We start from the raw sequence: 25043 nt of genomic DNA, 5'->3' as shown, positions 1-25043 counted from the left end.
GGGCCAGGAAAAACCCGGGAAAGCCAAGGAAGGCACGGAAAAGCCAAGGAAAGGCCAGGAGAGGTCAGGTGCCTTCGACGAGGTCGGCGTAGTCGGGGTGACGGTCGATCCACTCCCGTACGAACCAGCAGAGAGGGACGACCTTCGCGTTCTCCGCGCGGGCCGCGTCCAGTGCCGTGCGGACGAGCGCGGACCCCACCCCCTGCCCCTCGTACTCCGGCTGGACCTTGGTGTGGGGGTAGACGATGACCCCGTCACGCCGGATGAGCTCCAGCTTCCCCGCCTGCCTGCCGTCCACCTCCGCCACGAAGAAATCACCGCCGGGGGAGAGCTTGACGTCCGCCTGCATGGAGATCCTCCTTCGCCAGGCCGCCTTACGGCCGTACGGCGGCTCCCTGGTCAGCCGATCGCTCGCGGCGTTCATTCCCGCGTTCCCGCATTACCGCATGCCTGCGTTCCCGTGTCTCCGCGTTCCCGGACCCTCGCCTACCCGCTCCCGTACCCGGTATCCCCGCCAGGTGGCCTCAGGAGGGCGCGAGGGGGTGACCAGCGGAGACCGGCCGCGAGAAGTATCCGGTCAGACACATTCGGTAGTCGAAACTCACAGGCGTTGGACCGTACCGGTGGCCGTCCGATTGAAGGATGATGGAAGCAGGTGCCCGGCACGACCGGCGCCTCATGGCGATCAGCCGACCCATCTGTGCCGACACGACAGATGTTGACTGACCTTCATGCGCACCCAGAAGGTGATCGCGATGACAGGTGACGTCGACCACGGTTCACTGCGCATTCTCTTCACCGGCAGACCCGCCGGTGTCCACTGCGAGGGAGACATCGATCTCGGTACGCGGCGCGTCCTGACGCGCGCGCTCGCCATGGCGGTGGAACGGACCGGTGGTGATCTGCACGCCGACCTACGCGGCGTCGATTTCGTCGACGTCGGCGGCCTGAGAGTGCTGGCCGAGACGGCGTTCGGGATGGTGGGCGGCCGGAGGTTGATCGTCGACGGCCTCCGGCCGCACACGCGGCGGATCGTCGAGCTGTGCGGCTGGACGGAGGTGCTCAGCGTGGGGCCGGGCACCGTAAAACCACAGTGGGATAACGACTAATTGCTCCTCAGTTGTACCGTAAGGGTTCTCTAGAGGAATTCGGAGGATCGTACGCTGAGAGCAACCAGATCGGCCCCCTCCACGGCTTCCGGTCCCGGTTCCGGTTCCGAGGCGATCGTGATCGGGTCACCGCTCTCCGGTTCCGATCCGGGCGTCACGCCCGGCGGCCGCCCCCCGGCCGAGTCTTCCTCCCACCGACTGTCTGCAGAGGTATATCCGTGAGCGCTGCCGTCCGCGTGACCGACGTGTCCGACCCCGCTGTGAAGGAGATGCTTCTTCTGACCCTGGCCGGCGAACTCGACTACAGCAACGCCGAGCGGTTCCACCACGACCTGCAGGATGCCATCGGCCAGGGCAGGAACGATCTCGTCATCGACCTGACCGATCTGACCTTCTGCGACTCCACGGGGATCCAGAGCTTCCTGAACACCCGCCAGACCGTCCAGGACCGCGGCGGCAGCATCGTCCTGGTCAACCTGCACCCCCGCCTCGAAAGGCTCTTCCACCTGACCGGTCTCGCCCAGGCCTTCGGCATCCAGCCCACCGTGGCCGACGCCCTCAAGGTGCTGCGGCCGAGCCAGCCCTCCTAGCGGACCCCGGACCCCGGACCCGGATCCCCGCCCCGGATCCCGGCCCTGGACCCCGATCGGCCGTCGCTTTCCCCGGTACGACCGAGCGAACATCTGTTGGCTCGGGCGGTCGTAAGTTGGCAATGAGCGGGCAGGTGTCTAGCATCGTGTAACTCGTCAGCAACGCCCTGATTCTGGAGCAAGTCGGCTCGCCCCCCGGTGACTGCCAGACAAGGCGACCTCAAGGGGGTGTCGTGACCGGCGACCACGGCCAGCACTGGCCGATCGACGAGGATCTCAGCGCTTTGCGAGATCGTCTCGAACATCATGCCGTTCGAGCCGGCATGCGGGGCGAACGGCTGGACGATCTCCTTCTCGTCACGAACGAGGCGGTCATCAACATCCTGGAGCACGGCGGGGGCAAGGGCACACTGGCCATCTGGCAGAACGAGACCTACCTGACCGTCGACGTCACCGACACCCTGGGCCTCCTGACCCTCTGGCACGTCCCCAGCGAACGCCCCACGGGCACCGTGCGGGGGTTCGGCCTGTGGCTGATGAACCAGCTGTGCGACGAGTTCACCATCGATCAGATGGAGGAGGGGTCGCGCGTCCGCCTGCGCATGCGGCTCGGCCTTCCCTCGGCCCGGAGCGGGGCCAGCGGTTCGGCGGGCTCCGCGCGAGACGACCTCGACGCCTCCGCCGGCGCCCCCGACCCCGTACGGAACATCGCCGATCCCGCACAGAGCACCGCCGATTCCGTACGGGGCGCCGCCGACTCCGCGCGGGAGGATCCCGGCCAGGGCGAGCTTCGGGTCTCGTTCCGAGAGGTCCCATGAAGTCCTGAGGTTCCCGGTCCGACCGTCTCCGGTAGACCGTCACGTGGCCGTCTCCGGTAGACCGTCACGCGGCCGTCTCCGGTAGACCGTCACGCGGTCGTTCTCCAATGACCGTCACGTGGCCGTCCCCGATGATCGTCGCGCGGTGATCCGGAGCCTCGGCCCCGGTCAAGGACGTCGTGCGCCCTCGGCAGGCGTGGGGCCGGGTACGCGCGCCGCCTGGACATCCGGACATCTGGACACCCGGCCGCACCGCGCTCACCGCGCTCACCGCGCTCACCGCGCTCACCGCGCTCACCGCGCTCACCGCGCTCACCGCGCTCACCGCGGCGAAGCGTGGCATGTTGTCATCTTTCCGTCACCGATCCTCTCTCTCCGTACGCAATCCTTGACCGTCCTCTGGCACAAGGGCGATGTACCGGCCAAATGTCCGAGTTAGCCTTGTTTAGGCAGGTCAGCGCCGTACCAGGTGGTGTCACGGGAGGACGTCTGATGTGCTCCGGAACCGGCCGAGGGCGTCGTCTCGCCCCGGAACCCACCCCCACCCCTCGGTGTCGCCGCGTCTCCCGGCCCATTCGGGGGCTTCGGGACCGTCCGAACCCTGTGGAGCCGCCCATCGGAACACATGCCAAGACCGCCGTCGACTCCGCTGTCCCGGTTCTCTCCGTCTCACTCAGCCGTACGAAGGTCCGGAAGGGATGGTCCGTATGAGGGTTGTCGTCGACCTGGCGCGATGCCAGGGATACGCGCAGTGCGCTTTCCTGGCCCCGGACACGTTCCGGATGCGGGGTGAGGAGGCGCTCGTGTTCCACTCCAGTCCGGACGAGGCGCAACGGGACCAGGTCCTGCGCGCGGCGGCCGCCTGCCCGGTCCAGGCGATCCTCGTCGACCGGCTGGACGCGACCGCGATCCCGCCCGCCACGACGCCCGTAACGGCCACGGCAGCGACAACGACAGTGGCGACCGGAACGGCGACGGTGTGACCAGCGAGCGGAGCGAGGAGGCGTTCAGGCGCGACGGCCGCATCGTCATCGTCGGCGCCTCCCTGGCGGGGCTGCGGGCCGCGGAGGCGCTCCGTGACGAGGGCTTCACCGGCTCGCTCACCCTCGTCGGGGACGAGGCGCGCGAACCCTATGACCGTCCCCCGCTGTCCAAGCAGGTCCTGACCGGCTGGGTGCCCGCGGACGGCACCGCGCTGCCCCGGCGACGCGAGATCGACGCGGAATGGGTGCTCGGCGTGCCCGCCTCCGCCCTGGACCTCGCGGGCAAGCGGGTGGAGCTCGCGGACGGGCGGGAGATCCCCTTCGACAGGTTGCTGATCACCACCGGTGTGCGCGCCAGGCTCTGGGCCGACGAGACCGAGGCCGCCCTGGACGGCGTGTTCGTGGTACGCACGTGCGACGACTCCGGCCGCCTGCAGGAGCGGCTGGCCGCCGGACCCGGCCGGGTGCTCGTCATCGGGGCCGGTTTCGCCGGTTCCGAGATCGCCTCCGTGTGCCGCGAGCGCGACATACCGGTGACCGTCGCCGAGGTCGCCGAGGCCCCGCTGGTGGGAGCGCTCGGAAGCATGATCGGTTCGATCGCCGCGAACCTCCAGCGCGCCCACGGCGTCGACCTGCGCTGCGGCGTCAAGGTCACGCGGCTGGAGGGGGACGAGCGGGGACGGGTGCGCCGCGCCCACTTCTCCGACGGCGACACGATCGACGCCGACGTGGTGGTGGTCGCGCTCGGCGGCGTGCGCAACACCGAGTGGCTGCGGGATTCGGGGCTCGCCGCCGGTGTCTGGGGCGTGGCCTGCGACTCGGGCTGCCGGGCGTTCGACGTCAACGGCCTGGTCACCGACGACGTGTTCGTCGCCGGGGACGTGGCACGCTGCCCGCACCCGGTCTACGAGTACCGGTTCCTGTCGCTGGAACACTGGGCCAACGCGGTGGAACAGGCGCAGGTCGCGGCCCACAACATGGTCAGTTCGCCGACCGACCGCTGGCCGCACCTGTCCATGCCGACGTTCTGGTCGACGCAGTTCGGCGTCAACATCAAGTCCGTCGGTGTCCCCGTCCTGTCGGACGAGGTCGTCGTGACGCAGGGGTCGGTGGAGGAGCACCGGTTCGTCGCGACGTACGGCTACCACGGCCGGGTCACCGCGGCGGTCAGCTTCGACAACGCCAAGTGGCTCGACCACTACCGGCACCTGATCGAGACGGCGGCGCCCTTCCCGCCCTCCTGCCCCACTCCCGACCAGCCCACCGGCATGAAGCCGGTCCCCGCCCACTTCCCCGATCCGGTGATCATCACACGTGGAGCCACGGTGGTGGTCACCGGCCACGAGCCGAGCGAGCGGCGCGTGGCGTTCGCACGGCCGGGCGGTTGACCAGGTTCGGCCGGGTCCGACCTGGCACGGCCGGGCTCAACCGGGCTCGACCGGGCTCAACCGGGCTCAACCGGGCTCAACCGGGCTCGACCTGGCTCGACCTGGCTCGACCTGGCTCGACCGGGTTCATTCAGGTTCGAGCTCGACAAGGCTCGGCCGGGCGCGACGGTTTCAACCGGGCTCGACCGACCTCGACCGGGCGCGACCGGGACGGTGGAACTCCGGGCGACCGGAAGCGGCACATCCAAGGAGGAGCGGCCATGACAGTTACCCAGGCGTCCAGCACTTTCCAGCGGATCCTCGACCACTCCAGCCGGGCCGATCCGTACCCGCTCTACGCCGAGCTGCGCAGGACCCCGGTGGCCCGGCAGGAGGACGGCGGCTACATCGTCAGCACCTACCGGGAGATCACCGCGCTGCTGCACGACCCGCACCTCAGTTCCGACGCGCACAACCTCGACCAGCCGGGGCCCACCCTCGCCATGCGCGGGGACACGCCGGCTTTCATCGGCCTCGACCCGCCGCAGCACGACCGGCTGCGCCGCATGACGATGCGGTACTTCGGCCCCCCGCACTCGCCCACGCTGGTGGACGACCTGCGGCCCGACCTGAACGCCATCGTCACGCGCCTGATCGACAACCTGGTGAGCAAGGACGAGATCGACATCGTCGACGACTTCGCCTACCCCTTCCCCGTCACCGTGATCTGCCACCTGCTCGGCGTACCCCGCGAGGACGAGCCGCGCTTCCACGGGTGGGTCGAGGCGATCGTCGCCATGCTCGACGTCGACCCCGTGACGGACTCCGAGGATCGCGTGCGGGAGGGCGTGCGGGCCCGCGAGAGCCTCAGGGACTACCTCGCCGAGCTGCTGGAGAGCCGCCGTGGCCGGCCCGCCGGTGACGACCTGCTGTCCCGGTTGGCCAACGACGACGGACCCGACGGGCGCATGACGGACGAGGAGATCGTCAGCACCGCCAACCTGCTGCTCATCGCGGGCCACGAGACGACCGTCAACCTGATCACCAACGGCGTGCTGACGCTGCTGCGCCATCCCGACGTACTGGAGCGCCTGCGCCGCGACCCGGGAATGATCATCCGGACGGTCGAGGAGCTGCTGCGCTACGAGCCTCCGGTGCAGCTCATCCCCTGGCGGGCCGCGTACAGCGACCTCACCGTCGCGGACACCGTCATCCCGAAGGGGTCGCGGATCACGCTCGTGCTCGCCTCCGGCAACCGTGACCCCGCCTACTTCCACGACCCCGACCGGTTCGACCCCGACCGGCGGGAGAACCAGCACCTCGGCTTCGGCGCCGGCGTGCACCTGTGCTTCGGCGCCCCCCTGGCCCGGCTGGAGGCGCAGATCGCGCTGAACGAGCTCTTCCGCAACCTGGAGACCCCCCGGCTCGTCGCCGACCCGCCCCCGTACCGGCAGAGCGCGGTCCTGCGCGGGCCGCGCCACCTCCTCGTCAGGCAGGAGTGACGGTACGGATCCAGGCCGGGAAGGAGGGCTCGTACGTCACCGGCTCCACATCCCGATCCGTACCGGCACCCCGGGTGAGGCGTGCAGCACGGGAGCGCGATCCGGGGCGTCGAGCCCGCCCGCCTGGAGCAGGTCCTGCTCCAGGTGGATCAGCCGGGCGTGGCGCAGCGGCCAGTCGGGATGCTCGATCTGGGCGCTCGCCGTCCTGCCCGCGACCGTGGTGAACAGCCGGTAGCGGGCGGTCAGGAAGTGCGCCAGCTCGTCGCGCTCCGGCTCCTCGAACGGCGGCCCGAGCTCCACAATCGCGTCGCACCGCGCGCCCACGGGCCCCGGCAGGCGCCTGCGGCAGCGGTAGCCGCGCCGCTCGCCGACGGCGCGGACGGCCATGCGGGACCAGAAGTAGGGCAACCGGTACCCGGCCCGCGCGCCGAGCACCGCGAGCAGGCGCCCGGCGTCCAGCGACAGGAACCAGACACCGTCCCGCCCCCGCTCGTCGCGTACGTACGTGCGCACGTTCGTCTCGGGAAAGCGCGACAGCCACGGCAGCGCGGGCACGCCCGGTGCCCGCACGTCCTCCATCAGGAAGGTGGTGAGGCCTACCCAGGCCGTGCCGTCGAAGGTGTCGACCGTGAGACCGGAGGGCAGCAGCCGCTGGATCGCGGCCGGTGGGTACCGCCAGTGCATGAAGGTCATCTCGGACCAGCGGTGGTACATGACCGGACGGGTCAGGTGGGGGGACGGCGGAGCCTGCATGATCCGCTCCTTCTCGGGTGACGGCTTGTCGGGTACGGCTTGTCGAGTGACAGCTTGGCGAGTACGGCTTGTCGAGTGGCGGCGCCCGGATGGCGCGTCCGCCACTTATCTTGGCCATGGCACCGGGTGTCGTCCCGCGCGACACCCGCGAGGGGGCATCCGTCCTGATTCTCGACAGAGCCGTGTTGGTTTTCGGCAGAGCCGTGACGGGGCCATGATTTCGACAGCGCCATGATTTCGACAGAACCGCGATTCCGGCGGAACCGTGACTCCGGCAGGACCGGTGTCTCGCCAGAGCCGGAACAGACCTGAAGAGGCCAACCCATGATCTTCATCGCCGTCAAGTTCACCATCCGTCCCGAGCGGGCCGAGGAGTGGCTCACGCTCGTCGACGCCTTCACCCGGGCCACGCGTGACGAGCCGGGCAACGTCTTCTTCGAGTGGTCCAGGAGCGTCGACACGCCCGGCCAGTTCGTCCTGCTGGAGGCGTTCGCCTCGTCGGACGCGGGTGCGGCGCACGTGGGTTCGGACCACTTCAGGACCGCGATGGCCTGGATGCCCGAGGTGATCGCGAGCACACCGGAGATCATCAACGTCGAGGTGCCCGGTGATGGCTGGTCCCAGATGGCGGAACTGACACCCGCCCAGAGCTGACACCGGCCCAACGCGGGTACCGACCCAGCACCGGTATGGCCAAGAGCCGGTACCGGCCCAGCACCGGTACCGGCCCAGAGCCGAGCGCCCCGGGAGCGAGCAGCGCGAAGGCGAGCGCCTTCGAGCCGGGCAGCCCGGAGCCGAGCCGGACGGCCCGCCGTCCCAACCACCCGGAAAGACGGACTCAACCCCGGAAAGACGGGCTTCAGCCTGGAAGACCGGGCTTCGCCCCCGGTGCCGCGTTCTGTCGCGGGCGCCTCGGCCGGGCGCCGGGGGTGCCCGGCCATGAAAACGGTCTAGCTTTCAGAACTCTCCGTAAAACAGTTCTCCCACCGCGCGCGCAGCGACCCGAGGTCGCGGGTGGTCACGGGATGTAATCGTCCCGGGCACAGGAGCCCGTCCGCCGGTCACCATCAGAAGTGGCCGGCGACCGAACACACGGGGGATGCATGCGTACACGGAGGAACGTCACGAAGTACGAGCCGTCGCGGCCGGGCATGATTCGCAGGGCCGGGCTGCGGGTGCTGGCGGTGGGGATCCTGATGGCCACCCCGCCACTGGCCCTCGCCGGGCCCGCGCTGGCCGGAACCAACGTGGTCGTGACCGGAAGCCTGCTGTCCGTCAACGCGGGAAACCTGTCCGACAACATCAGCATCGACATCGACATCGAGGGCTCGCTCCTCGTCAGGAACGCCAACGACACGCTCTCCACCGAAGGAACCTGCCAGAACGTCGACGACAACACGGTCCGCTGCCCCGCCACCGGGATCACCGGTATCCAGGCCAGCCTCCAGGGCGGCGCCGACACCCTGCGCAACAACACCCCCCTGTCCATGCGCGCCTTCCTGGGCGCCGGCAAGGACGGCTTCTCCGGCGGTTCGGGCCGCGACATCGTCTCCGGCCAGACCGGCGGCGACACCATGAACGGGAACGACGGCGACGACGTCCTCGAAGGCAACGCGGGCCCGGACTCCGTCGTCGGCGGCGCGGGCAGTGACATCTGCACCGCCGAGATCCGGGAGTCCTGCGAGAACTGACGTCCCGACCACAGGGGCGGACGGCCGCCGGATCCGTACGCCCCTCGGACACCGGGGACAGCCGCCCGTACGCCCCCGGATTCAGGGGAGCGGACACCGCACCCCGAGCCCTCCTTGGACGCCTGCCGGGGCGGCTGTCCCCATGACGTCCGGAACGCCGCGGGGAGGCACGACGGCAGACCGCACCCGAGGAATCCGGCAGGCCCTCGGGTGCGGGACCGTCGGGCGGCACCCGCCGCGCGTCCCCAACCAAAACCCAAAACCCGGGACCCGAGACCCGGGGCCGATCGAGGCGTCGACCCGGCCGGACGCGGGTCTCCCGGCCCGATCGGGAGGCGACCCTCCAGACGCACCGTGCCTGGAGTTTCCGGTAGCCCACAGGACACAAATCACTCGCGGCCGCTCCGATCGCCGACGGCGCCCACGTCCCGGCCCTGGTGATCGGCACATCGACCCGGCCTGGTTCGACACCACCGCCTGCTACCAGTACGGCCGGGTCGGCAGGAAGCACGCCCAGCGGTCCAGCCTCCCGTTCGTCTTCGTGCCCAACGTGTACGACTGGAACCACATGAAGCAGGAGGCGGCCGGGACCGCCACCAGGTCGGCGCTGGCCGGTGAGATCCTCTACGGCAACAACCACGGCAAGAAGTCGCTGCAGAAGACCTACATCGCCCTGGCCAAGGCCACCGGCAACGTCACCGTCTCACCGCTGCACCGGGTCACCTCGGTCGCCCCGGCGACCGGTGGCCGCTACGCGGTCGTCATCGAGCAGCTCAGCACCGGCGGTGACGTCACGGCCACCAAGACCGTGACCGCGGACAGGGTGTTCTTCGCCGCCGGCAGCGTCGGCACCAGCAAGCTGCTGGTCAAGCTGAAGGCCACCGGCGCGCTGCCCAACCTGAACGGCGAGATCGGCAGGAACTGGGGCGACAACGGCAACGTCATGTGCGGCCGCGCCAACCACCTGTGGGACCCGACCGGCGGCCTCCAGTCGACCATTCCCTGCTCGGGCATCGACAACTGGGCCGCCGGAGGCGCGTTCGCCGAGGTCGCGCCGCTGCCCGTCGGCATCGAGACCTTCGCCTCGTTCTACCTGTCGATCACGAGGAACCCCAACCGCGCCCAGTTCTCCTGGAACGCCGCGACGGGCAGGGTCGACCTGAACTGGCAGACCTCCTGGAAGCAGCCGTCCGTCGACATGGCCAAGACGATCTTCGACAAGATCAACGCCAAGGAGGGGACGATCTACCGGACCGACCTCTTCGGCGTGTACAAGATCTGGGGCGACCACCTCACGTACCACCCGCTCGGCGGCGCGGTCCTGAACAGGGCGACCGACAACTACGGCCGCCTCACCGCCTACCCCGGCCTGTACGTCATCGACGGCTCGCTGATCCCCGGCAACACCAGCGTCAACCCGTTCGTCACCATCACGGCGCTCGCCGAACGGAACATCGAGAAGATCATAGCCACCGACCTGTGACGACGGTCCGACGAAGCGGCAGGCCACGTCGTGTCGCGGCCTCCCGGGACTCACCGGGAGGCCGCGACACGACGGAGACGACCGTCCGGCTCAGGGCGTCGGCCCGGCCACCGGCGTCCACTGCCGGCACACGTCACCGGCACACGTGCGCAGGGTCGCGAGCCGGTTGGCCAGCGCCTGCCGCGTGGCGGCGTAGCGCGGGTCGTTGTGCACGCTCACGAGCTCGTACGGGTCCTGCTGCAGGTCGTACAACTCCCGTTCGCCGGTCGAGTGCTCGACGTACTTCCATCTCGGGGCGCGCAGACCGGCGTACCACCGGCCGCTCTGTTTGGGACCGGTCTCGATCACGATGCCGCGGGCCGGCGACGCGGTGTCGGCGGCGATCGGCAGCAGTGAGCGGCCGTCGACGGTCACTCCGGCGGTCGCGTCCGCGACGTCGAGAATCGTCGGTGCGAGGTCGATGTTGGCCGCGATCGTGCTGACGTGCCTGCCCGCCGGCAGGCCGGGCCCTCTGATGATCAGCGGCACCCGGATCGACTCCTCGTAGGGCACCGTCTTGCCGCTCTGGATCCGGTGCTCCCCCTGCATCCAGCCGTTGTCCGAGGTGAACACGATGACCGTGCCGGCCAGCTCGCCGGACGTCCGCAGCGCCGCCACGATGTCGGCGACCGCGTCGTCCACGGCGAGCAGCGACTCCAGGCGCCCCTTGAGCCGTACGTCCTCGATCTTGTCCTCGTTCGCGGGGGTGATGCGAGGCCTGTCGCGTACGGCCGCAGGCTTGTCGGAGACGTCCGCCTCGTCGTAGCTGGGGGGCTTGGGCAGTGTCACGTTCTCCAGGTCGCCACGGTGCCGGGGCGCGGGGCGGGGATTGCGCTGGGACAGGTCCGACCCGTTGGCGGCCCCCTCACCGTGCGGCGCCAGCGGTGCGAAGGACAGGAAGAACGGCTCGGCGGCCGGCGCCTTGCGCCTGATGTAGTCGACGGCCTTGCGGGCGTAGACGTCGGTCTGGTACAGCGCGGGATCCTCCACGTCGGCCGCGCCGTAGGTGCGCAGGACACCGTTCTCGTTGAGCGTGTAACCCCACATGCGGTAGGTGCTCGGGTCCACCGAGCCGTACCACTCGGCCCAGCCGGGCGGGATCTCCGTGGGACGCGCGCGGCCGTAGCCGTTGAGGAACTTGCCGATGTGCGCGGTGTCGTAGCCCGCCCGGCGCAGCCAGACCGGCAGGGTCTCCGCGGCGGGCAGCTTCTCGTACCCGCCGTCCGGCAACTGGTTGCCCAGTACGCCGTGGTTGTGCGCGTACTGCCCGGTGAGGAAGGTGCTGCGCGACGGGCAGCACAGCGAGTAGGACACCACGCTGTTGTCGAAGGTGGTACCCGGCGTGGCGAGCAGCGATCGCACGTTGGGCAGGTACTGCAGGGCGGACACGTTCATGTCGTCGACCATGATGACGACCACGTTGGGCTTGGCCGCCAGCGTCTCGGCCGGTGCGACGGCCGGCGCACCGGCGGTGGTCCCTGTCAGCGCGACGACAGAGGCCAGGGCGAGCAAGGTCGCACCGAGCCGGCGTCGATACGGGCGTGCGAACATACGACTCCTTCAGGGGCAGGACGGCGGACACCGTGAGCCCGCCGGAACGGGACCGATCGGTGCGGCTCAGAAGCTCGAAAGCTCAGGAGCTCAGAAGCTCGAAGACTCGAAGACTCGAAGGGGAGAACGGCGTCAGGCACCGGAGTGTCGGCGTGCTCGGCGTGTCGGCGTGCTCAGCCGGTGGGACGGCGAGCGGCACCGAGACGCATCAGGTCAACGTGCAACCGTCTCGTCAACACGATCTCGGTCGGCATGCAAGAAGCTTTACATCTACTGTCAAAACACGCAACACCCACTAAACAGACAGAATTATAGGGTTTTCCTTCGATGGAAACTTTCGGTGGAAACTTCAGTGGGAACTTCAGGGAGAAGCGGGACCGGTTCCGGGAAGGACCCCGTCTCGACAGCGGCCGATCCGCACCACGCCACGCCACGCCACGCGACCTAGGATCGAGCCATGTCCCTGGCCGCGGACGACATCGACCGGTTCGAGGCCTCCAGGCCGCGCCTGGAGGCCATCGCCTATCGCCTCCTCGGCTCCGCCGGGGAGGCCGAGGACGCCGTGCAGGAGACGTTCCTGCGCTGGCAGGCCGCCGACGTCGACCGCGTCGAGGTCCTGGAGGCCTGGCTGACGAAGGTCCTCACCAACCTGTGCCTCAACCAGCTCACCTCCGCCCGGGCGCGCCGCGAGACCTATGTGGGCCAATGGCTTCCCGAGCCGCTGCTCGCGGGGGACCCGATGCTCGGCCCCGCCGAAACCGCCGAGCAGCGCGAATCGGTCTCGTACGCGGTCCTCACCCTCATGGAGCGCCTCTCCCCCAGCGAGCGGGCGGTGTACGTGCTGCGGGAGGCCTTCACCTACCCGCACCGGGAGATCGCCGAGATCCTCGGCATCACCGAGGCCTCCAGCCAGCAGATCTTCCACCGCGCCAGGAAGCACGTCGCGGACGGTAAGGCCCGGACCGAGGTCGACGAGGCCACCGGCCGGCGGATCGTCGAGGAGTTCCTGGCGGCCGCCACCAGTGGCCGGACCGAGTCACTCGTGCGCCTGCTCACCGAGGACGCCATCTCGATCGGAGACGGTGGCGGAAGGGTCCCGGCCCGCGCCAAGGCGTTCGAGGGCGCCGCCGCGGTCGCGAGGTTCCTGCGAGGCCTGTTCAAACCCGGCAAGGCCAAGCGCGCCATGGCCGGCGGCGCGCCCGAGGTCTACGCCTGGACCGCCAACGGTGACCCGGCCGTCGTGGCCGTCGTGGACGGCCGGGTCGTCGGCGTCATGTGCCTGGAGATCACCGCCGAGGGCATCTGCGCGTTCCGCAACCAGGTCAACCCCGGCAAGCTCGAACGCGCGACCGCGCACTGGGCGGTCGCCGACCACGGAGAACCCCTGTTCACCGCTTTCTAGCCCTGTGTGAGGTGCTTCACATCGCGTTCCTGTCAGGAAACGGCGAGCCACTCGGTTCAAGTGGCAAACGTACACAAGACAGGAGCAGGAAATGCGGCATCGCATCATCGTCCTGGGAGCCGGATACACCGGCGCCATCGTCGCCGGCCGCCTCGCCAGGAGACTCCACCGCGAGGACGTCGCCATCACCCTCGTCAACGCCGAGCCCGACTTCGTCGAACGCGTCCGCATGCACCAGCTGGCGGCCGGCCAAGACCTCAAGCCCCGGCCGTTCAGCGAGATGTTCGCGGGCACCGGCGTCGAGCTGAGGCTCGCGAAGGTCACCGCCGTCGACGTCGACCGCAAAACCGTCACCCTCACCGCCGTCGACCAAAAGACCGTCACCGCCGTCGACGCGAACGGTGCCGAAGAAGAACTCGCGTACGACACGCTCGTCTACGCCCTAGGCAGCGGCTGGAACGCCCGGGGGGTCCCCGGGGCCGCCGAGCACGCCTACGAGATCGCCGGCCGCCCCGGAGCACTCCGGCTCCGTGAGCGCCTGGCCCGCCTCGGCGCCGGGCAGAGCGTGGTCGTCGTCGGCGGCGGCCTCACCGGTCTGGAGGCCGCGACCGAGATCGCCGAGGCCCGCCCGGACCTCGACGTCGCCCTCGCCGCCCGCGGCGACCTCGGGGACTGGCTCTCGCCCAAGGGCCGCGAGCACCTGCGGAAGGCCTTCGGCAAGCTCGGAATCACCGTGCACGAGCGCACCGCCGTCACCGGCGTCGAAGCCGAGCGCGTCACCACCGCCGACGGCGAGGCCGTCCCGGCCGCGGTCGTCGTGTGGACCACCGGCTTCGCGGTCCACCCGATCGCGAAGGCGACCGCCCTGGAGGTCACCGGCACCGGCCAGATCGTGGTCGACAGGACCATGCGCTCGGTCTCGCACCCGGACGTGTACGCCGTCGGCGACGCGGCCATGGCGATGGGCCCGGGTGACAGGCCACTGCGGATGTCGTGCGCCTCGGGAACCCCGGCCGCGTGGCAGGCCGCCGACGCGATCGCGGCGCGCCTGACCGGCGGGAAGCTCCCGGACGCGCCGATTCGCTACTTCAACCAGTGTGTCTCACTGGGCCGCGAGGAGGGCTTGATCCAGTACGTCACCGCCGACGACCGCGCCGTGCGGGCGGTCCTGACCGGACGGCTCGCCGCCGTCTACAAGGAACTGGTCTGCAAGGGTGCCGCCTGGGGCGTCGCCAACCCGACGCTCGGGCTGCCGGCCCGGCGCCGCCGCGTCACGCGAGAGCGGGCCGCGGCGGGCCCGGCCGTCGAGGCGCGGGCGTAGGGCACGAAGCGAAGGCCGGGCAGGCAGGGGAGCCGATCGGCTCCCACGCGTCCGACGATCCGTCACCGCGGGCGGGTCGAGGGTCCGAGGTCCCCGGTTCGGGCAACCCGCTGTCGGACAGGTCGTACCCGTTGGTCACGGCGGCTTCTTGAGAACCGTATCTTGCCGCCGTCGATGCCACCGTGCAGGACGCGTTCGCCGCCAACCTCTTGGGACCCGTGCTCGGCGAACGACGGCCCGACGAGCGTGACCTGGCGCGCTCGTATAGAACGACGACACCGCCGAGCACCTGCCTCCCATCTTCACCGCCTTCAGGGCACTGCCCCCCGCTGCGCCACGTGATAGGCCCTTCACCGGGCTGGGAGTGCCGCGGTATCCCCGCTGCCGATCAATCCGATCAATCCGATCAATCCGATCAATCCGATCAATCCGGCGCCTGGCAGACCGGGCAGACCCACCACGTCCCCGAGATTCACACCGAAGAGGCGCACGCCGGTGAGGTACCGTCGCCGTGGAAGCCCGTAAGTGCTTGCCCCGGACGAGATGTGCGCCGTACCCGGCCTGTTAAGACGACGCACTCGAAGGAGACGTCATGGACGCGGGCATACCCCTGGTCGATTTCACCGGAGTGACTCCACAGCCTCGTGGGTTGGACGTCCGGTGGATTCACGGCTCACCGTCGGCCAAGCACAACACCGATCCGGACATCCAGGTCCACGCGTACGACGAGCACACGTTCATCCTGCGGCAGAACATGGCGATCGACTACGAGGCGCCGTTCTTGTTCCTGCTGTTCGGAAACGCGCGGGCGGTGTTGATCGACACCGGCGCCACGGCGTCCGCCGAGTTCTTCCCCTTGCGCCGGGTGGTCGACGAGCTCGTCGCCGGCTGGCTCGCCCGCCATCCCCGGGAGGCGTACCAGCTGCTGGTGCTGCACACCCACCCGCACGGCGACCACATCGCGGGCGACGACCAGTTCACCGACCGCCCCGATACCACGCTGGTCGGCGCGGACCTGGTCACCGCCTGGGAGTACTTCGGGTTCGGCAAGGATCCCGACGCCGTGGCGCGGGTCGATCTGGGGGGCCGTGTGCTGGAGTGCCTGGCCACCCCGGGCCACCACGAGGCGGCGGTCACGTTCTACGACCGGTGGACCGGGTTCCTGCTCACCGGCGACACGGTCTACCCGGGCCGTCTCTACATCCAGGACTGGCCGGCCTTCGCCCGGACCATCGACCGTCTGATCGACTTCTCCGACGGCCGACCGGTCACCCACGTGCTCGGCTGCCACATCGAGATGACCAGGCAGCCAGGCGTGGACTACCCGATTCGTACCACCTACCAGCCCGACGAGCCTCCACCGCAGATGACCACCGGCCACCTGCGCGAGATCCGTGCGGCGATCAAGGAGATCGGCGACCGGCCCGGCCGGCGCGCCTGCCCCCTCTTCATTCTCTGGCCTCAAGAGGGCTGACACCGGTGGGCTCGGCAGTCGTTCGGCGTCCGGCGTGACCAGTCTGGCGGCCGTCGGTTGTGGCCTCGGCCCTGCGGCGCAGCTCAGGGGGGATCAGCTCCAGCAGCTGATCCGGGCGCAGGGGGAGGTCGAGGAGGCTGAGCTTGACCCGGCTGCGGTTGGTGTGTTCGCCCCCGGAGAGCCTCACCACCTGCCCGGCCTCGGCGTGTACGGTGACGCTCACCTTCTCGCCGTGCCCGAGCTCCCCGGACGGGGTTCCGTCGACGTCGACGGTGACGGGCGCGCTGTCGGCCGCCACGGTGAGCCGGACGTGGTCGGCCGCGCCCAGCACGACCGGCCGGCTCACGCCTGACATGGGGGCGACCGGGGTGATGACCACGGCGCCGGACGACGGGGACAGGACCGGGCCGCCGGCCGCGTAGTTGTAGGCGGTGGAGCCGGTGGGGGTCGAGACGACCACGGCGTCGGCCCGGTAGTAGCCGTACTGGAGGCCGTTGACGGCCAGATCGAGGGAGACGGCCCCGGCGCGGGACGACCGGCCCAGCACCAGGTCGTTGAAGCCGGACCGGGTCGCCAGCCGCGTCTCGCCGGCGTCGATCCGCAGGGCGGCGTACTGCTCGACGGTGAAGTCTCCTGCCGTCAGCCGGACCAGCGCCGAGGGCAGCTGGGCCGGGTGGACCTCGGCGAGGAAACCCAGGTTGCCGTGGTTGACCCCGAGCACGGGCACGGGACGGCCGATCACCAGCCGCATAGCCCCCAGGATCGTGCCGTCGCCGCCCAGGGCGACGAGACCGTCCACCTCGGCCACGAACCGGGCCTCGGGAACGATCTCGACCTCGGCCGGTACGCGGTCCCGGTCGACCTCGCGGGCGAGCACCCGGGAGCCTCGGCTCCCGGAGGTCTCGACGATCGCGTCGATCGACCGGTTCACCTGCTTTGTCGGATGAAGCACCAGGCCGACCGTGCCCACCCTCGGTTCCGGATCCATGCCCTCACTCTAGGTCGACCTCACGGGCGACAATCCGGTCGAGGCTCCCGCGTCAGATCCTCCGCCGGCCGTGACTGCGGCCGGCGGATTCCCGTGCAGCGCAAGGCCCTGATACGGCGAATCACCTCCCCGACGGCTCTACGGGCGTTCCCACCGGCCGTAGAGACCGACATCCCGGTCACCCCGGCGTCGTAGCCGGTCTCCCCCAGCTCCCGTACGGCGGACGCGGCCGACGGCGTGCCGTCGGTGCTCGGGTTCGTAGCCGTGGTGCCGACGCTCAGCGCACCGAGAGCCGATTGCCATTTCTTATCCAACTGTGTAATCATTATCCGCATGGATAACAATGTGCTGGTGAACCTCCAGCGGATCCGGTCCCTGTTCGTCGGGATGGCGGCCGTGTCGCTGGTGACCCTGATCATCGCCGCCGCCCTGCGCAACCGGCCCGACCTGGTCAACTGGGTGGTCTGGGTGCGCGGTGGCGCCGTGGCGGCGGCCTCGCTGTGGCTGATCTCGCTCGCCGGGCAGGCACTCAAGGGAAAACGATCGGCCTACGTGCGGATCAGGACCCTCTCGATCCTGGGCACGATCGGCATCGTGCTGATCTGCGTGGCGCCCGACAGCGGCTACCCCCTGTGGATGAAGGTCGACCAAGGGGTGATCGGCCTGCTGCTCGCGGGAGTCGCGATCCTGGCCAACCGGCACGCCGTACGAGCGGCGTTCCCGAAGCCCGGCCAGACTGGCAAACTGAGCTGACCAGGCCCGGCGGGAGGGCCACCGATCACGAAAAGGCCCATCATGCCCACGCCCGCACCCGCCGACCGAGCCCAGGCGACCCAGGCCCGCAAAGAGCAGATCGTACGGGCCACGATCGAGGTCCTGGCCGAACGGGGCTACCCGGGGACGACCTTCGAAGCGATCTGCGGTCACGCGGGACTAAGCAGCAAACGCCTGATCTCCTACCATTTCGCCACCAAGGACGACCTGCTCGCGGACGTACTGGCCAAGGTGCTCACCGATGCCGCGGCGTACATGCACCCGAGGATCGTGGCCGCGGAGGGCCCGCGCGAGAAACTGGCGACGTACATCCGCGCCAACGTGGAATTCATCGCCGCCAACCCCGCCCACGTGCGCGCGGTCCAGCAGATCGCCTTCAACGCGGCACCGACGCCTGACGGGACCCAGGACGGTGCCCTGAACCTGCTGGCCGAGCTGTTCGAGCAGGGCCGCAGGACCGGCGCGTTCCGCGCCTTCGACGCGCACCTCATGGCCATGACCCTCCGCGCGACGATCGACGCCGTCGCCGGCCGGCTCCTCACCGGTCTCGACCCCGCCGTCGCGGCCGAGGAACTGGTCACCACCTTCGACCTCGCCACCCGTGAGCCGGCTTCCAGGCCGTGAACGGCCGAGCCTGCGGCTCCTCGCCGTCGCTTCGGCAGCCGCTCGGCGGACTCGGTCTGCGGGCGACGGCGCGACCGGACAGACGCGGGCCGTCAGGCAGACGTTGAACTGGCGGCGGACCTCTCCGTCGCTGTAGGCGATGATGTGCCGGGCGTCGGTGTAGAGGCCGACCATCCCGGTCACCTCGACGTCGTAGCCGGTCTCCTCTTTCACCTCCCGTACGGCGGTCTGGGGCACCGACTCGGTGAGGTCCATCCCGCCTCCGGGCAGCGCCCACAGCCCGTTGTCGGTGCGCCGTTGCATGAGGATGCGTCCCCCGTCGTCGACGACCACGGCGGACACTCCCACGACCAGGCTGTTCGGCTCGGGGGCGTCGGGATCGTCGTAGTATTCGATGCGGGCCACTTACCGCTCCTCGCCGGGCAGTCGGGACTGCTTCCACACGACTTCGACGCTGACGGCGTAGATGTCGAATCGCTCTTACCGCGAGAATCAGCCCCCGCTTGCGCGGTTGGCGGCTGTAAGAGCCTCCTGCAAGGTGGCGACCTGAGCCGCCCCTCTCTGCCGGAGAAGGGCTGCGGCGTCGACCAGTTCCTTGCGGGCGTGGCGGTTCAGCCCGACGGCGTCGGCCACGATGGGCAGGCTCACCTGTACGGCCGCCGCCGCGTCTCCGGCCTCGGCGTGTGCCTTGGCCAGGCATGAGCCGTACCAGGCACGATCCCGCTTGTAGCTCTCCGGCAAGCCGGACAGCCCTTCCGTCAGCAGGTCGATCGCCTTGGGCCAGTTGGCAAGATGCAGCTCGGTCATGCCGCGCTGGAGGCGAAACCACGTCTCGTCGTAGAAGTACATCCACACCGGCTCGTCGTCGGCACGCTCGGCGGCCTGGCGGATCAGGGCCTCGGCCTCGTCCAGCAGCGTGCGGGCGGGCCGGGCGTCACCGGCGAGCGCGTGACCCCGGGCGGCCATCTGCGCGGCCATCCCCCGCACACCCGGTGTCACCCGGCCATCGTGCCAGCGGGCCGCGTCGGCGAGCCGGACACACCTGCGGGCGTTGCCCGCACTCCATGCCTGGTGGGCCTTCATGCTGAGCGTGGTGGTGGCCATGTTGACGTCGCCGATCTCCAACGCCCAATCATGCGCGCGGTCGTACCAGGCCAGAGCGGCGGCCTGGTCGTCGACGTCCAGCGACATCCACGCGACGAACTGGGCGTACTGCGCGGCCAGGTCGACCACCGTGTCGGCCAGCGAACCGCGAGCGCCCTGGGCCAGCTCGACCACCACACCGAGCTGTTGCCGCACGATCCCAAGCAGGGGGCGGGAGCCGATGGTGTCTTCGACCTTGCGATGTTCGGCAAGACAGGTCGCCAGCCAGTCCACGGTGCGCTGGTCCACCCGGCCGGGCTGCCGGACAGTGCGGGCGATCCGCTCGAACAGATCGGCGTCGGGTGCGACGGCCGGCAGGGGCAGCGCGGGCACCGGCAGGCTGGGGCGCTCGGCAAGGTCGAACAGGTCGGTCTCGGTGCTCCGCAGCGCGCGGGCGTACAGCAGGCGGTAGCGCTCACTGGGGTAGTGGTCGCCGCGTTCCCATCCCCGGATCGTCCGGGTGAGGTCATCGATGCCGGGCAGTTTGCCGCGCTGTTCTCCGGCGACTTCCTTGAGCCGACGTGCCATGTCCGCCACGGTGCCGACCTTGGCCTTGCGCTCCTCGCGCAGCCGTACGGCCCACTCAGGAGGCGTTCCTGGAGTGCCCATCGTCCACCTCCGGATATTCGCGGACACAGCCGTATCCCTGGCTGCCTCCCATTGTCATCGTGCCCTGCCGGAGCGCGGCGGCTTAGCTGAACGTGATGATTACTTCACGGGTTCCGACGGCCGAGGATCCGGCTCCGCGCTCGATGCGACGACTTCACGCGGAGCTCGAGAGCCTGGGCATCACCTCCGACATCCACCATGGGCACGGCGCGGCCCTGCTGAGCGTGTGGGTGGATCTGCTTGTCTGGTCCGACGGCGTCCGCTTCATGTGGTGGAACGGCGAGCACTCCGCGCGGACGGGCCGCAGGAAGTACGCGGCACACCCAGCAGGTGATCCGGCAGCGGCGGCCCGCCACATCGCCGCCCGCTACGCCGATCTCCGCACGACGCACCCCACGCCTCCGCTGAGAGCACCTAGGGCAGAGGCGGCACCGTTGTGACGGTGCTGGAGACCTGCGTGAGCCCGCACCTGGGCATGGCGCAACGCGATCATGTCCAGCTCGACTGGCACCCACCCGACCGGGTCCTGGAGCGGGCGCGTCCGGTGGCGTGGACGTGCGGTTGCCGGGCCACGGTGTACGAGCTGTTCCAGCGCGGCGGACAGGGGTTCATCCGACGCACCCTCCAACACGACGACGGCCACCGGGTGGACGAGAGCCACCGCTGGTCGATCACCGAAACTCGGACGACCTGGACGGCACTACTGTCCGGGAAAGCCCGGTAGAGACGGGCGTGGCGGCGTGTGCTTCGGAGGGACGGCGTCGCCACGCCCACCAGGGGCGCCTTCATCAGTTTCACAGCTGGGGACAACCAGCCGGAGACGAGCCCGACCGAGGTCGACTTCACCGACTGGGGCAGCGATGTACTCATCGACCCCCACCGCCGGACCAGGTGCACCAGACCGGGACGTGCCTGGCCACGGAGCCAAACTGAGCCGTTGGAACTCCGTCCTCGGCAGCGCCTCGACAACCATGCGCGAAGCACGGGGGCGTGGGGGCCAGGCCCTCACATCGGGGGGCTCGGGGGGTCGTCCCCCCGTGTAAACGACGAAGGAGACCCATGGAAGCGGCAAAGCCGCGACCACAGATCTCCCATCTCCGAAGTGGGGCTACCAGGACTTGAACCTGGGACCTCTTCCTTATCAGGGAAGCGCTCTAACCGTCTGAGCTATAGCCCCTCATCACGCGGACGAACGGTCTCGCATCCGTTTGGCGGAGGCGAACCCGTTCGCTCGAACAGGGAAAAGCTTACCCTGTTTCGGTGCCTGCTCGCGCCATGTCCCCGCCCCCGGAAGAGGGCGGGGACACGCGACGGGCCGGCTATTCGGCCTCGCTGAAGGTGACCTCCACGCCGCCGACCAGGTCGGAGGCGACGTTGTAGATCACCGCGCCGAGAGTGGAGAGGGCGGTGATCAGCACGACGTTCACCGCGCCGATCAGGGCGGTGTAGCCCAGGATGCGGACCGGCTCGAACCAGGAGGCGATGTCGACGCCGCTGGTGGCCTTGCCGTCGGCCGTCGTCAGCTGGGTGACCGTCTGGATGATGTTCTCGAACACCCCGAGGCCGGACAGCACCATGTACAGCACCGCGACCGCGATGAACAGCACCACGAAGCAGACCAGGGACACGACGAAGCTGAACTTCATCGCCGACCACGGCTCGACCCTGCGCAGCACCAGGTGCGCCTTGCGGGGCGACCTGGAGCCGCCGCCGACGTCCTTGGCCTTCCTGTCGGCCGCGTCCGAGGGTGCCTGGGGCGACGACAGGCTGCCGGGCGACCACGGGGCGCGGTTGTTCTGCTGTCCGGCCGGGCCACGACCCTGCTGCCCGCCGGGCGGGGGCGCGGGCGGGGCGACCGGGGAACGACCCTGCTGGCCCCCCGGCGAGGGCGGCGTGGCCGCAGAACGGCCCTGCTGACCCCCGGCAGGGGAGGCCGGGGAGCGACCCTGCTGACCACCCGGCGGAGGCGGCGCCTGCGGTGTGGGCTGCGCGGACGACTGCAACGGTGGCGCGGAGGGTGGTGGAGATCCGCTTGGACGGATCCGCACCGTGGTGTCGGCCTGTTTGCCGTCCTCTGTCGTCGTCACTTTTTTCCTGCCCTTGCGATCGTCGGATACCGATTCATCGGTCTCCGGCGCGGGCGCGCTACCGTTAACCGGTGACGAGGCCGCCTCGACGTCCTTCGTTCCAGCGGTCTTGTCCATCTTCTCCGTCGCCTGATCGCGTGTCGATGAGGAGGCGGGGCGCGATCCCGGCTTGCCCTGAGCACTCACGGATTCTCCCCTTCCCCGTTCTCACCGGTGTCCACCTGCGCGTCGGCGCCTTCCCCGGTTTCCAGGTTCTCCCCGGTCTCCAGCGCCTCCGCGTTGCGGGCCAGCGCCACGACGCTGTCCCCTTCCGCCAGATTCATCAGCCGAACCCCCATCGTCTGGCGGCCAGACTGCTTGATCTCCCCGGCACTCGTCCGGATAACCCCTCCGGCGGACGTGATCGCGAAAACCTCGTCCTCGGGTCTGACCATGACCGCGCCAACCAGCTTGCCACGAGCGCTGACGATCTTGGCGGTCAGGACTCCCTTTCCGCCTCTTCCCTGAAGAGGGTACTGATCGACGGGAGTGCGCTTGGCGTATCCACCCTCGGTCGCGATGAGCACGTTGTCGCCGTCGGCGATCCGGTTCATCGCCAGGAGCTCGTCGCCGTCGAGGAAGCGCATGCCGATCACACCGCTGGTCGCCCTGCCCATCGGGCGCATGGCCTCGTCGGAGGCCGTGAAGCGGATGGACTGGGCGCCGCGCGAGACGAGGAGGAGGTCGTCGTCCTCCGAAACCAGCCTGGCGGCGATCACCTCGTCATCCTCGCGCAGGTTGATCGCGATGAGGCCACCCGTACGCGGCGAGTCGTACTCGGACAGGCGCGTCTTCTTCACCAGGCCACTGCGGGTGGCGAGCACGAGGTACGGGGCGACCTCGTAGTCGCGCAGGTCGAGGACCTCCATCACGACCTCGTCCGGCTGCATGGCCAGCAGGTTCGCGAGGTGCTGCCCGCGCGCGTCGCGGCCGGAGTCGGGCAGCTCGTACGCCTTGACCCGGTAGACGCGGCCCTTGTTCGTGAAGAACAGCAGCCAGTGGTGCGTCGTGGTGACGAAGAAGTGGTCGACGATGTCGTCCTGGCGCAGCTGCGCGCCCCGCACGCCCTTGCCGCCGCGCTTCTGCGCCCGGTAGAGGTCCGTGTTGGTGCGCTTGGCGTAGCCGCCGCGGGTGATCGTGACGACCATGTCCTCCTCGGCGAGGAGGTCCTCGATCGACATGTCGCCCTCGTAGGCGATGATCTCGGTCTTGCGCTCGTCGCCGTACCGGCCGGTGAGCTCCGTGAGCTCGTCCTGGACGATCGTGCGCTGCCGCTCGGGCGAGGCGAGGATCGCCTGGTACTCGGTGATCTGCGCCATCAGCGAGTCGTGCTCGTCGGTGATCTGCTGGCGCTCCAGGGCGGCCAGCTTGCGCAGCTGCATGTCGAGGATGGCCTGCGCCTGGATCTCGTCGATCTCCAGCAGCGTCATCAGGCCGCCCTGCGCCGCGGACGCCGAGGGCGACTGCCGGATCAGGGCGATGACCTCGTCCATCCGCTCCAGGGCCTTGAGCAGCGCGCGCAGGATGTGCGCCCGCTCCTCGGCCTTGCGCAGCAGGTATCGGGTCCTGCGGACCACGACCTCGATCTGGTGCGCCACGTAGTGGCGGACGAACTGGTCGAGCCTGAGCGTCCTCGGCACGCCGTCGACCAGGGCGAGCATGTTGGCGCCGAAGGTGGTCTGCAGCTGGGTGTGCTTGAACAGGTTGTTCAGCACGACCTTGGCGACCGCGTCGCGCTTGAGCACGATCACCAGTCGCTGGCCGACCCGCGAGGAGCTCTCGTCGCGGACGTCGGCGATGCCGGTGATCCGGCCGTCCTTGACCGCCTCGGCGATGGTCAGCGCGAGGTTGTCCGGGTTGACCTGATACGGGAGCTCGGTGACGACCAGGCACTGGCGGCCCTTGGCGTCCTCCTCGACCTCGACGATCGCCCGCATGGTGATCGAGCCGCGCCCGGTGCGGTACGCGTCGTCGATGCCGCGGCGGCCGACGATCAGCGCGCCGGTGGGGAAGTCGGGCCCCTTGATCTGGGCGATCAGCGCCTCAAGGAGCTCCTCGTCGTCGGCGTCGGGGTTCTGCAGGCACCAGACGATGCCGCCGGCCACCTCCCGCAGGTTGTGCGGCGGGATGTTGGTGGCCATGCCGACCGCGATGCCCGCCGCCCCGTTGACCAGCAGGTTGGGGAAGCGCGAGGGCAGGACGAGTGGCTCCTGGGAGCGCCCGTCGTAGTTGGGGACGAGATCGACGGTGTCCTTGTCGATGTCGCGCAGCATCTCCATCGCGATGGGCGCGAGCTTGCACTCGGTGTAGCGCATCGCGGCCGGCGGGTCGTTGCCCGGCGAGCCGAAGTTGCCCTGCCCGTCGACCAGCGTGTAGCGCAGCGACCAGGGCTGGGCCATCCGCACCACGGTGGCGTAGATCGACGTGTCGCCGTGCGGGTGGTAGGAGCCCATGACGTCGCCGACGACGCGGGAGCACTTGAAGTAGCCGCGGTCGGGCCGGTAGCCGCCGTCGTACATGGCGTACAGCACGCGGCGGTGCACCGGCTTGAGGCCGTCGCGGACGTCCGGCAGCGCGCGCGAGACGATGACCGACATCGCGTAGTCCATGTAGCTGCGCTGCATCTCGGACTGGATGTCGACCGGCTCGACGCGGTCGGTCGGAGGGCCGGGCGGAGTGTTGACTTCCGTCACAGG

Annotated in this window: 24 protein-coding genes, 1 tRNA gene, 1 pseudogene and 1 riboswitch; of the genes and pseudogenes, 17 read left to right on the top strand and 9 right to left on the bottom strand. The window is 69.6% G+C overall.

The window, feature by feature from the left end; translation table 11 throughout:
* Window positions 1–64: 64 nt before the first annotated feature.
* The gene (locus ACSC1Q_RS08590) at window positions 65–424 is read right to left on the bottom strand and encodes a GNAT family N-acetyltransferase (RefSeq protein WP_436758114.1); all 360 of its coding nucleotides are present in this window, start codon (window positions 422–424) and stop codon (window positions 65–67) included.
* A gap of 307 nt (window positions 425–731) precedes the next feature.
* On the opposite strand from ACSC1Q_RS08590, the gene ACSC1Q_RS08585 reads away from it, so the two are divergent.
* From ACSC1Q_RS08585 to ACSC1Q_RS08555, 7 genes are all read left to right on the top strand, one after another.
* A complete protein-coding gene (locus tag ACSC1Q_RS08585; RefSeq protein WP_436758113.1) occupies window positions 732–1109 on the top strand; it encodes an STAS domain-containing protein in 378 nt (125 codons plus the stop codon).
* 269 nt (window positions 1110–1378) lie between these two features.
* Window positions 1379–1699, top strand: coding sequence for an STAS domain-containing protein (locus ACSC1Q_RS08580; protein WP_436758112.1), 321 nt, complete (start codon window positions 1379–1381; stop codon window positions 1697–1699).
* A gap of 233 nt (window positions 1700–1932) precedes the next feature.
* Window positions 1933–2517: an ATP-binding protein gene (locus ACSC1Q_RS08575; protein ID WP_436758111.1), complete on the top strand. Its 585-nt coding sequence runs from the start codon at window positions 1933–1935 to the stop codon at window positions 2515–2517.
* A 179-nt stretch (window positions 2518–2696) separates the two neighbouring features.
* Entirely contained in the window at window positions 2697–2909 is a 213-nt protein-coding gene (locus ACSC1Q_RS08570; RefSeq protein ID WP_436758110.1) for a hypothetical protein, read from the top strand.
* A 315-nt stretch (window positions 2910–3224) separates the two neighbouring features.
* Entirely contained in the window at window positions 3225–3500 is a 276-nt protein-coding gene (locus ACSC1Q_RS08565; RefSeq protein ID WP_436758109.1) for a ferredoxin, read from the top strand.
* Window positions 3497–4888 (top strand): NAD(P)/FAD-dependent oxidoreductase, encoded by a 1392-nt coding sequence (locus ACSC1Q_RS08560; RefSeq protein WP_436758108.1) that lies wholly within the window; start codon window positions 3497–3499, stop codon window positions 4886–4888. Before ACSC1Q_RS08565 ends, ACSC1Q_RS08560 begins: the two co-directional genes overlap by 4 nt.
* A 260-nt stretch (window positions 4889–5148) precedes the next feature.
* Window positions 5149–6369: a cytochrome P450 gene (locus ACSC1Q_RS08555; protein ID WP_436758107.1), complete on the top strand. Its 1221-nt coding sequence runs from the start codon at window positions 5149–5151 to the stop codon at window positions 6367–6369.
* Between the two features lie 36 nt (window positions 6370–6405).
* On the opposite strand, the gene ACSC1Q_RS08550 is transcribed toward ACSC1Q_RS08555, so the two are convergent.
* The gene (locus tag ACSC1Q_RS08550; protein ID WP_436758106.1) at window positions 6406–7122 is read right to left on the bottom strand and encodes a YqjF family protein; all 717 of its coding nucleotides are present in this window, start codon (window positions 7120–7122) and stop codon (window positions 6406–6408) included.
* A gap of 324 nt (window positions 7123–7446) precedes the next feature.
* On the opposite strand from ACSC1Q_RS08550, the gene ACSC1Q_RS08545 reads away from it, so the two are divergent.
* The 3 genes from ACSC1Q_RS08545 (at window position 7447) to ACSC1Q_RS08535 (ending at window position 10296) form a co-directional block, all read left to right on the top strand.
* Window positions 7447–7776, top strand: a complete 330-nt coding sequence (locus ACSC1Q_RS08545; protein WP_436758105.1) for a putative quinol monooxygenase — start codon at window positions 7447–7449, stop codon at window positions 7774–7776.
* Window positions 7777–8225: 449 nt separating this feature from the next.
* Window positions 8226–8813, top strand: coding sequence for a calcium-binding protein (locus ACSC1Q_RS08540; RefSeq protein WP_436758104.1), 588 nt, complete (start codon window positions 8226–8228; stop codon window positions 8811–8813).
* A 541-nt stretch (window positions 8814–9354) separates the two neighbouring features.
* Entirely contained in the window at window positions 9355–10296 is a 942-nt protein-coding gene (locus ACSC1Q_RS08535) for a GMC oxidoreductase (RefSeq protein ID WP_436758103.1), read from the top strand.
* Between the two features lie 90 nt (window positions 10297–10386).
* Here the strand turns inward: ACSC1Q_RS08535 and ACSC1Q_RS08530 are convergent, their stop codons facing one another.
* Entirely contained in the window at window positions 10387–11886 is a 1500-nt protein-coding gene (locus tag ACSC1Q_RS08530; protein WP_436758102.1) for a sulfatase family protein, read from the bottom strand.
* Window positions 11887–12343: 457 nt separating this feature from the next.
* Here ACSC1Q_RS08530 and sigJ point away from each other — a divergent pair, with 457 nt between their 5' ends.
* From sigJ to ACSC1Q_RS08515, 3 genes are all read left to right on the top strand, one after another.
* Entirely contained in the window at window positions 12344–13288 is a 945-nt protein-coding gene (sigJ, locus tag ACSC1Q_RS08525; protein ID WP_436758101.1) for an RNA polymerase sigma factor SigJ, read from the top strand.
* Between the two features lie 91 nt (window positions 13289–13379).
* Window positions 13380–14609 (top strand): NAD(P)/FAD-dependent oxidoreductase, encoded by a 1230-nt coding sequence (locus ACSC1Q_RS08520; protein WP_436758100.1) that lies wholly within the window; start codon window positions 13380–13382, stop codon window positions 14607–14609.
* 511 nt (window positions 14610–15120) lie between these two features.
* Window positions 15121–15188, top strand: a riboswitch (guanidine-III (ykkC-III) riboswitch).
* Window positions 15189–15258: 70 nt separating this feature from the next.
* Complete coding sequence (locus ACSC1Q_RS08515; protein WP_436758099.1) at window positions 15259–16083, top strand: MBL fold metallo-hydrolase; 825 nt, start codon at window positions 15259–15261, stop codon at window positions 16081–16083.
* Here ACSC1Q_RS08515 and ACSC1Q_RS08510 read toward each other — a convergent pair.
* Entirely contained in the window at window positions 16058–17071 is a 1014-nt protein-coding gene (locus tag ACSC1Q_RS08510; RefSeq protein ID WP_436758098.1) for an NAD(+)/NADH kinase, read from the bottom strand. The two genes, ACSC1Q_RS08515 and ACSC1Q_RS08510, sit on opposite strands and share 26 nt — an antisense overlap.
* Before the next feature lie 333 nt (window positions 17072–17404).
* On the opposite strand from ACSC1Q_RS08510, the gene ACSC1Q_RS08505 reads away from it, so the two are divergent.
* Together ACSC1Q_RS08505 and ACSC1Q_RS08500 are read left to right on the top strand one after the other, a co-directional pair.
* A complete protein-coding gene (locus tag ACSC1Q_RS08505; protein ID WP_436758097.1) occupies window positions 17405–17824 on the top strand; it encodes a hypothetical protein in 420 nt (139 codons plus the stop codon).
* Window positions 17825–17866: 42 nt separating this feature from the next.
* The gene (locus ACSC1Q_RS08500; RefSeq protein WP_436758096.1) at window positions 17867–18469 is read left to right on the top strand and encodes a TetR/AcrR family transcriptional regulator; all 603 of its coding nucleotides are present in this window, start codon (window positions 17867–17869) and stop codon (window positions 18467–18469) included.
* 81 nt (window positions 18470–18550) lie between these two features.
* Here ACSC1Q_RS08500 and ACSC1Q_RS08495 read toward each other — a convergent pair.
* Window positions 18551–18874 (bottom strand): annotated as a pseudogene (locus ACSC1Q_RS08495) (NUDIX domain-containing protein); the annotation flags it as partial.
* A gap of 87 nt (window positions 18875–18961) precedes the next feature.
* A complete protein-coding gene (locus ACSC1Q_RS08490; protein ID WP_436758095.1) occupies window positions 18962–20221 on the bottom strand; it encodes an NsdA family TPR-like regulatory protein in 1260 nt (419 codons plus the stop codon).
* A gap of 143 nt (window positions 20222–20364) precedes the next feature.
* Here ACSC1Q_RS08490 and ACSC1Q_RS08485 point away from each other — a divergent pair, with 143 nt between their 5' ends.
* Window positions 20365–20661: a hypothetical protein gene (locus tag ACSC1Q_RS08485; RefSeq protein WP_436758094.1), complete on the top strand. Its 297-nt coding sequence runs from the start codon at window positions 20365–20367 to the stop codon at window positions 20659–20661.
* Between the two features lie 2 nt (window positions 20662–20663).
* Window positions 20664–20945, top strand: a complete 282-nt coding sequence (locus ACSC1Q_RS08480; protein WP_436758093.1) for a hypothetical protein — start codon at window positions 20664–20666, stop codon at window positions 20943–20945.
* 379 nt (window positions 20946–21324) lie between these two features.
* On the opposite strand, the gene ACSC1Q_RS08475 is transcribed toward ACSC1Q_RS08480, so the two are convergent.
* From ACSC1Q_RS08475 to gyrA, 3 genes are all read right to left on the bottom strand, one after another.
* Window positions 21325–21398, bottom strand: a tRNA-Ile gene (locus ACSC1Q_RS08475).
* A gap of 142 nt (window positions 21399–21540) precedes the next feature.
* Window positions 21541–22308: a DUF3566 domain-containing protein gene (locus ACSC1Q_RS08470; protein ID WP_436758092.1), complete on the bottom strand. Its 768-nt coding sequence runs from the start codon at window positions 22306–22308 to the stop codon at window positions 21541–21543.
* Window positions 22309–22490: 182 nt separating this feature from the next.
* Window positions 22491–25040: a DNA gyrase subunit A gene (gene gyrA, locus ACSC1Q_RS08465; RefSeq protein ID WP_436758091.1), complete on the bottom strand. Its 2550-nt coding sequence runs from the start codon at window positions 25038–25040 to the stop codon at window positions 22491–22493.
* Between the last annotated feature and the right edge of the window lie 3 nt (window positions 25041–25043).

The organism is Streptosporangium heterodermiicola, from assembly GCF_051390675.1.
In the GTDB taxonomy this organism is placed as follows: Bacteria; Actinomycetota; Actinomycetes; order Streptosporangiales; family Streptosporangiaceae; genus Streptosporangium.
Note: the sequence above shows the minus strand (reverse complement) of the source record. Positions and strands in the feature narration are given on the sequence as shown.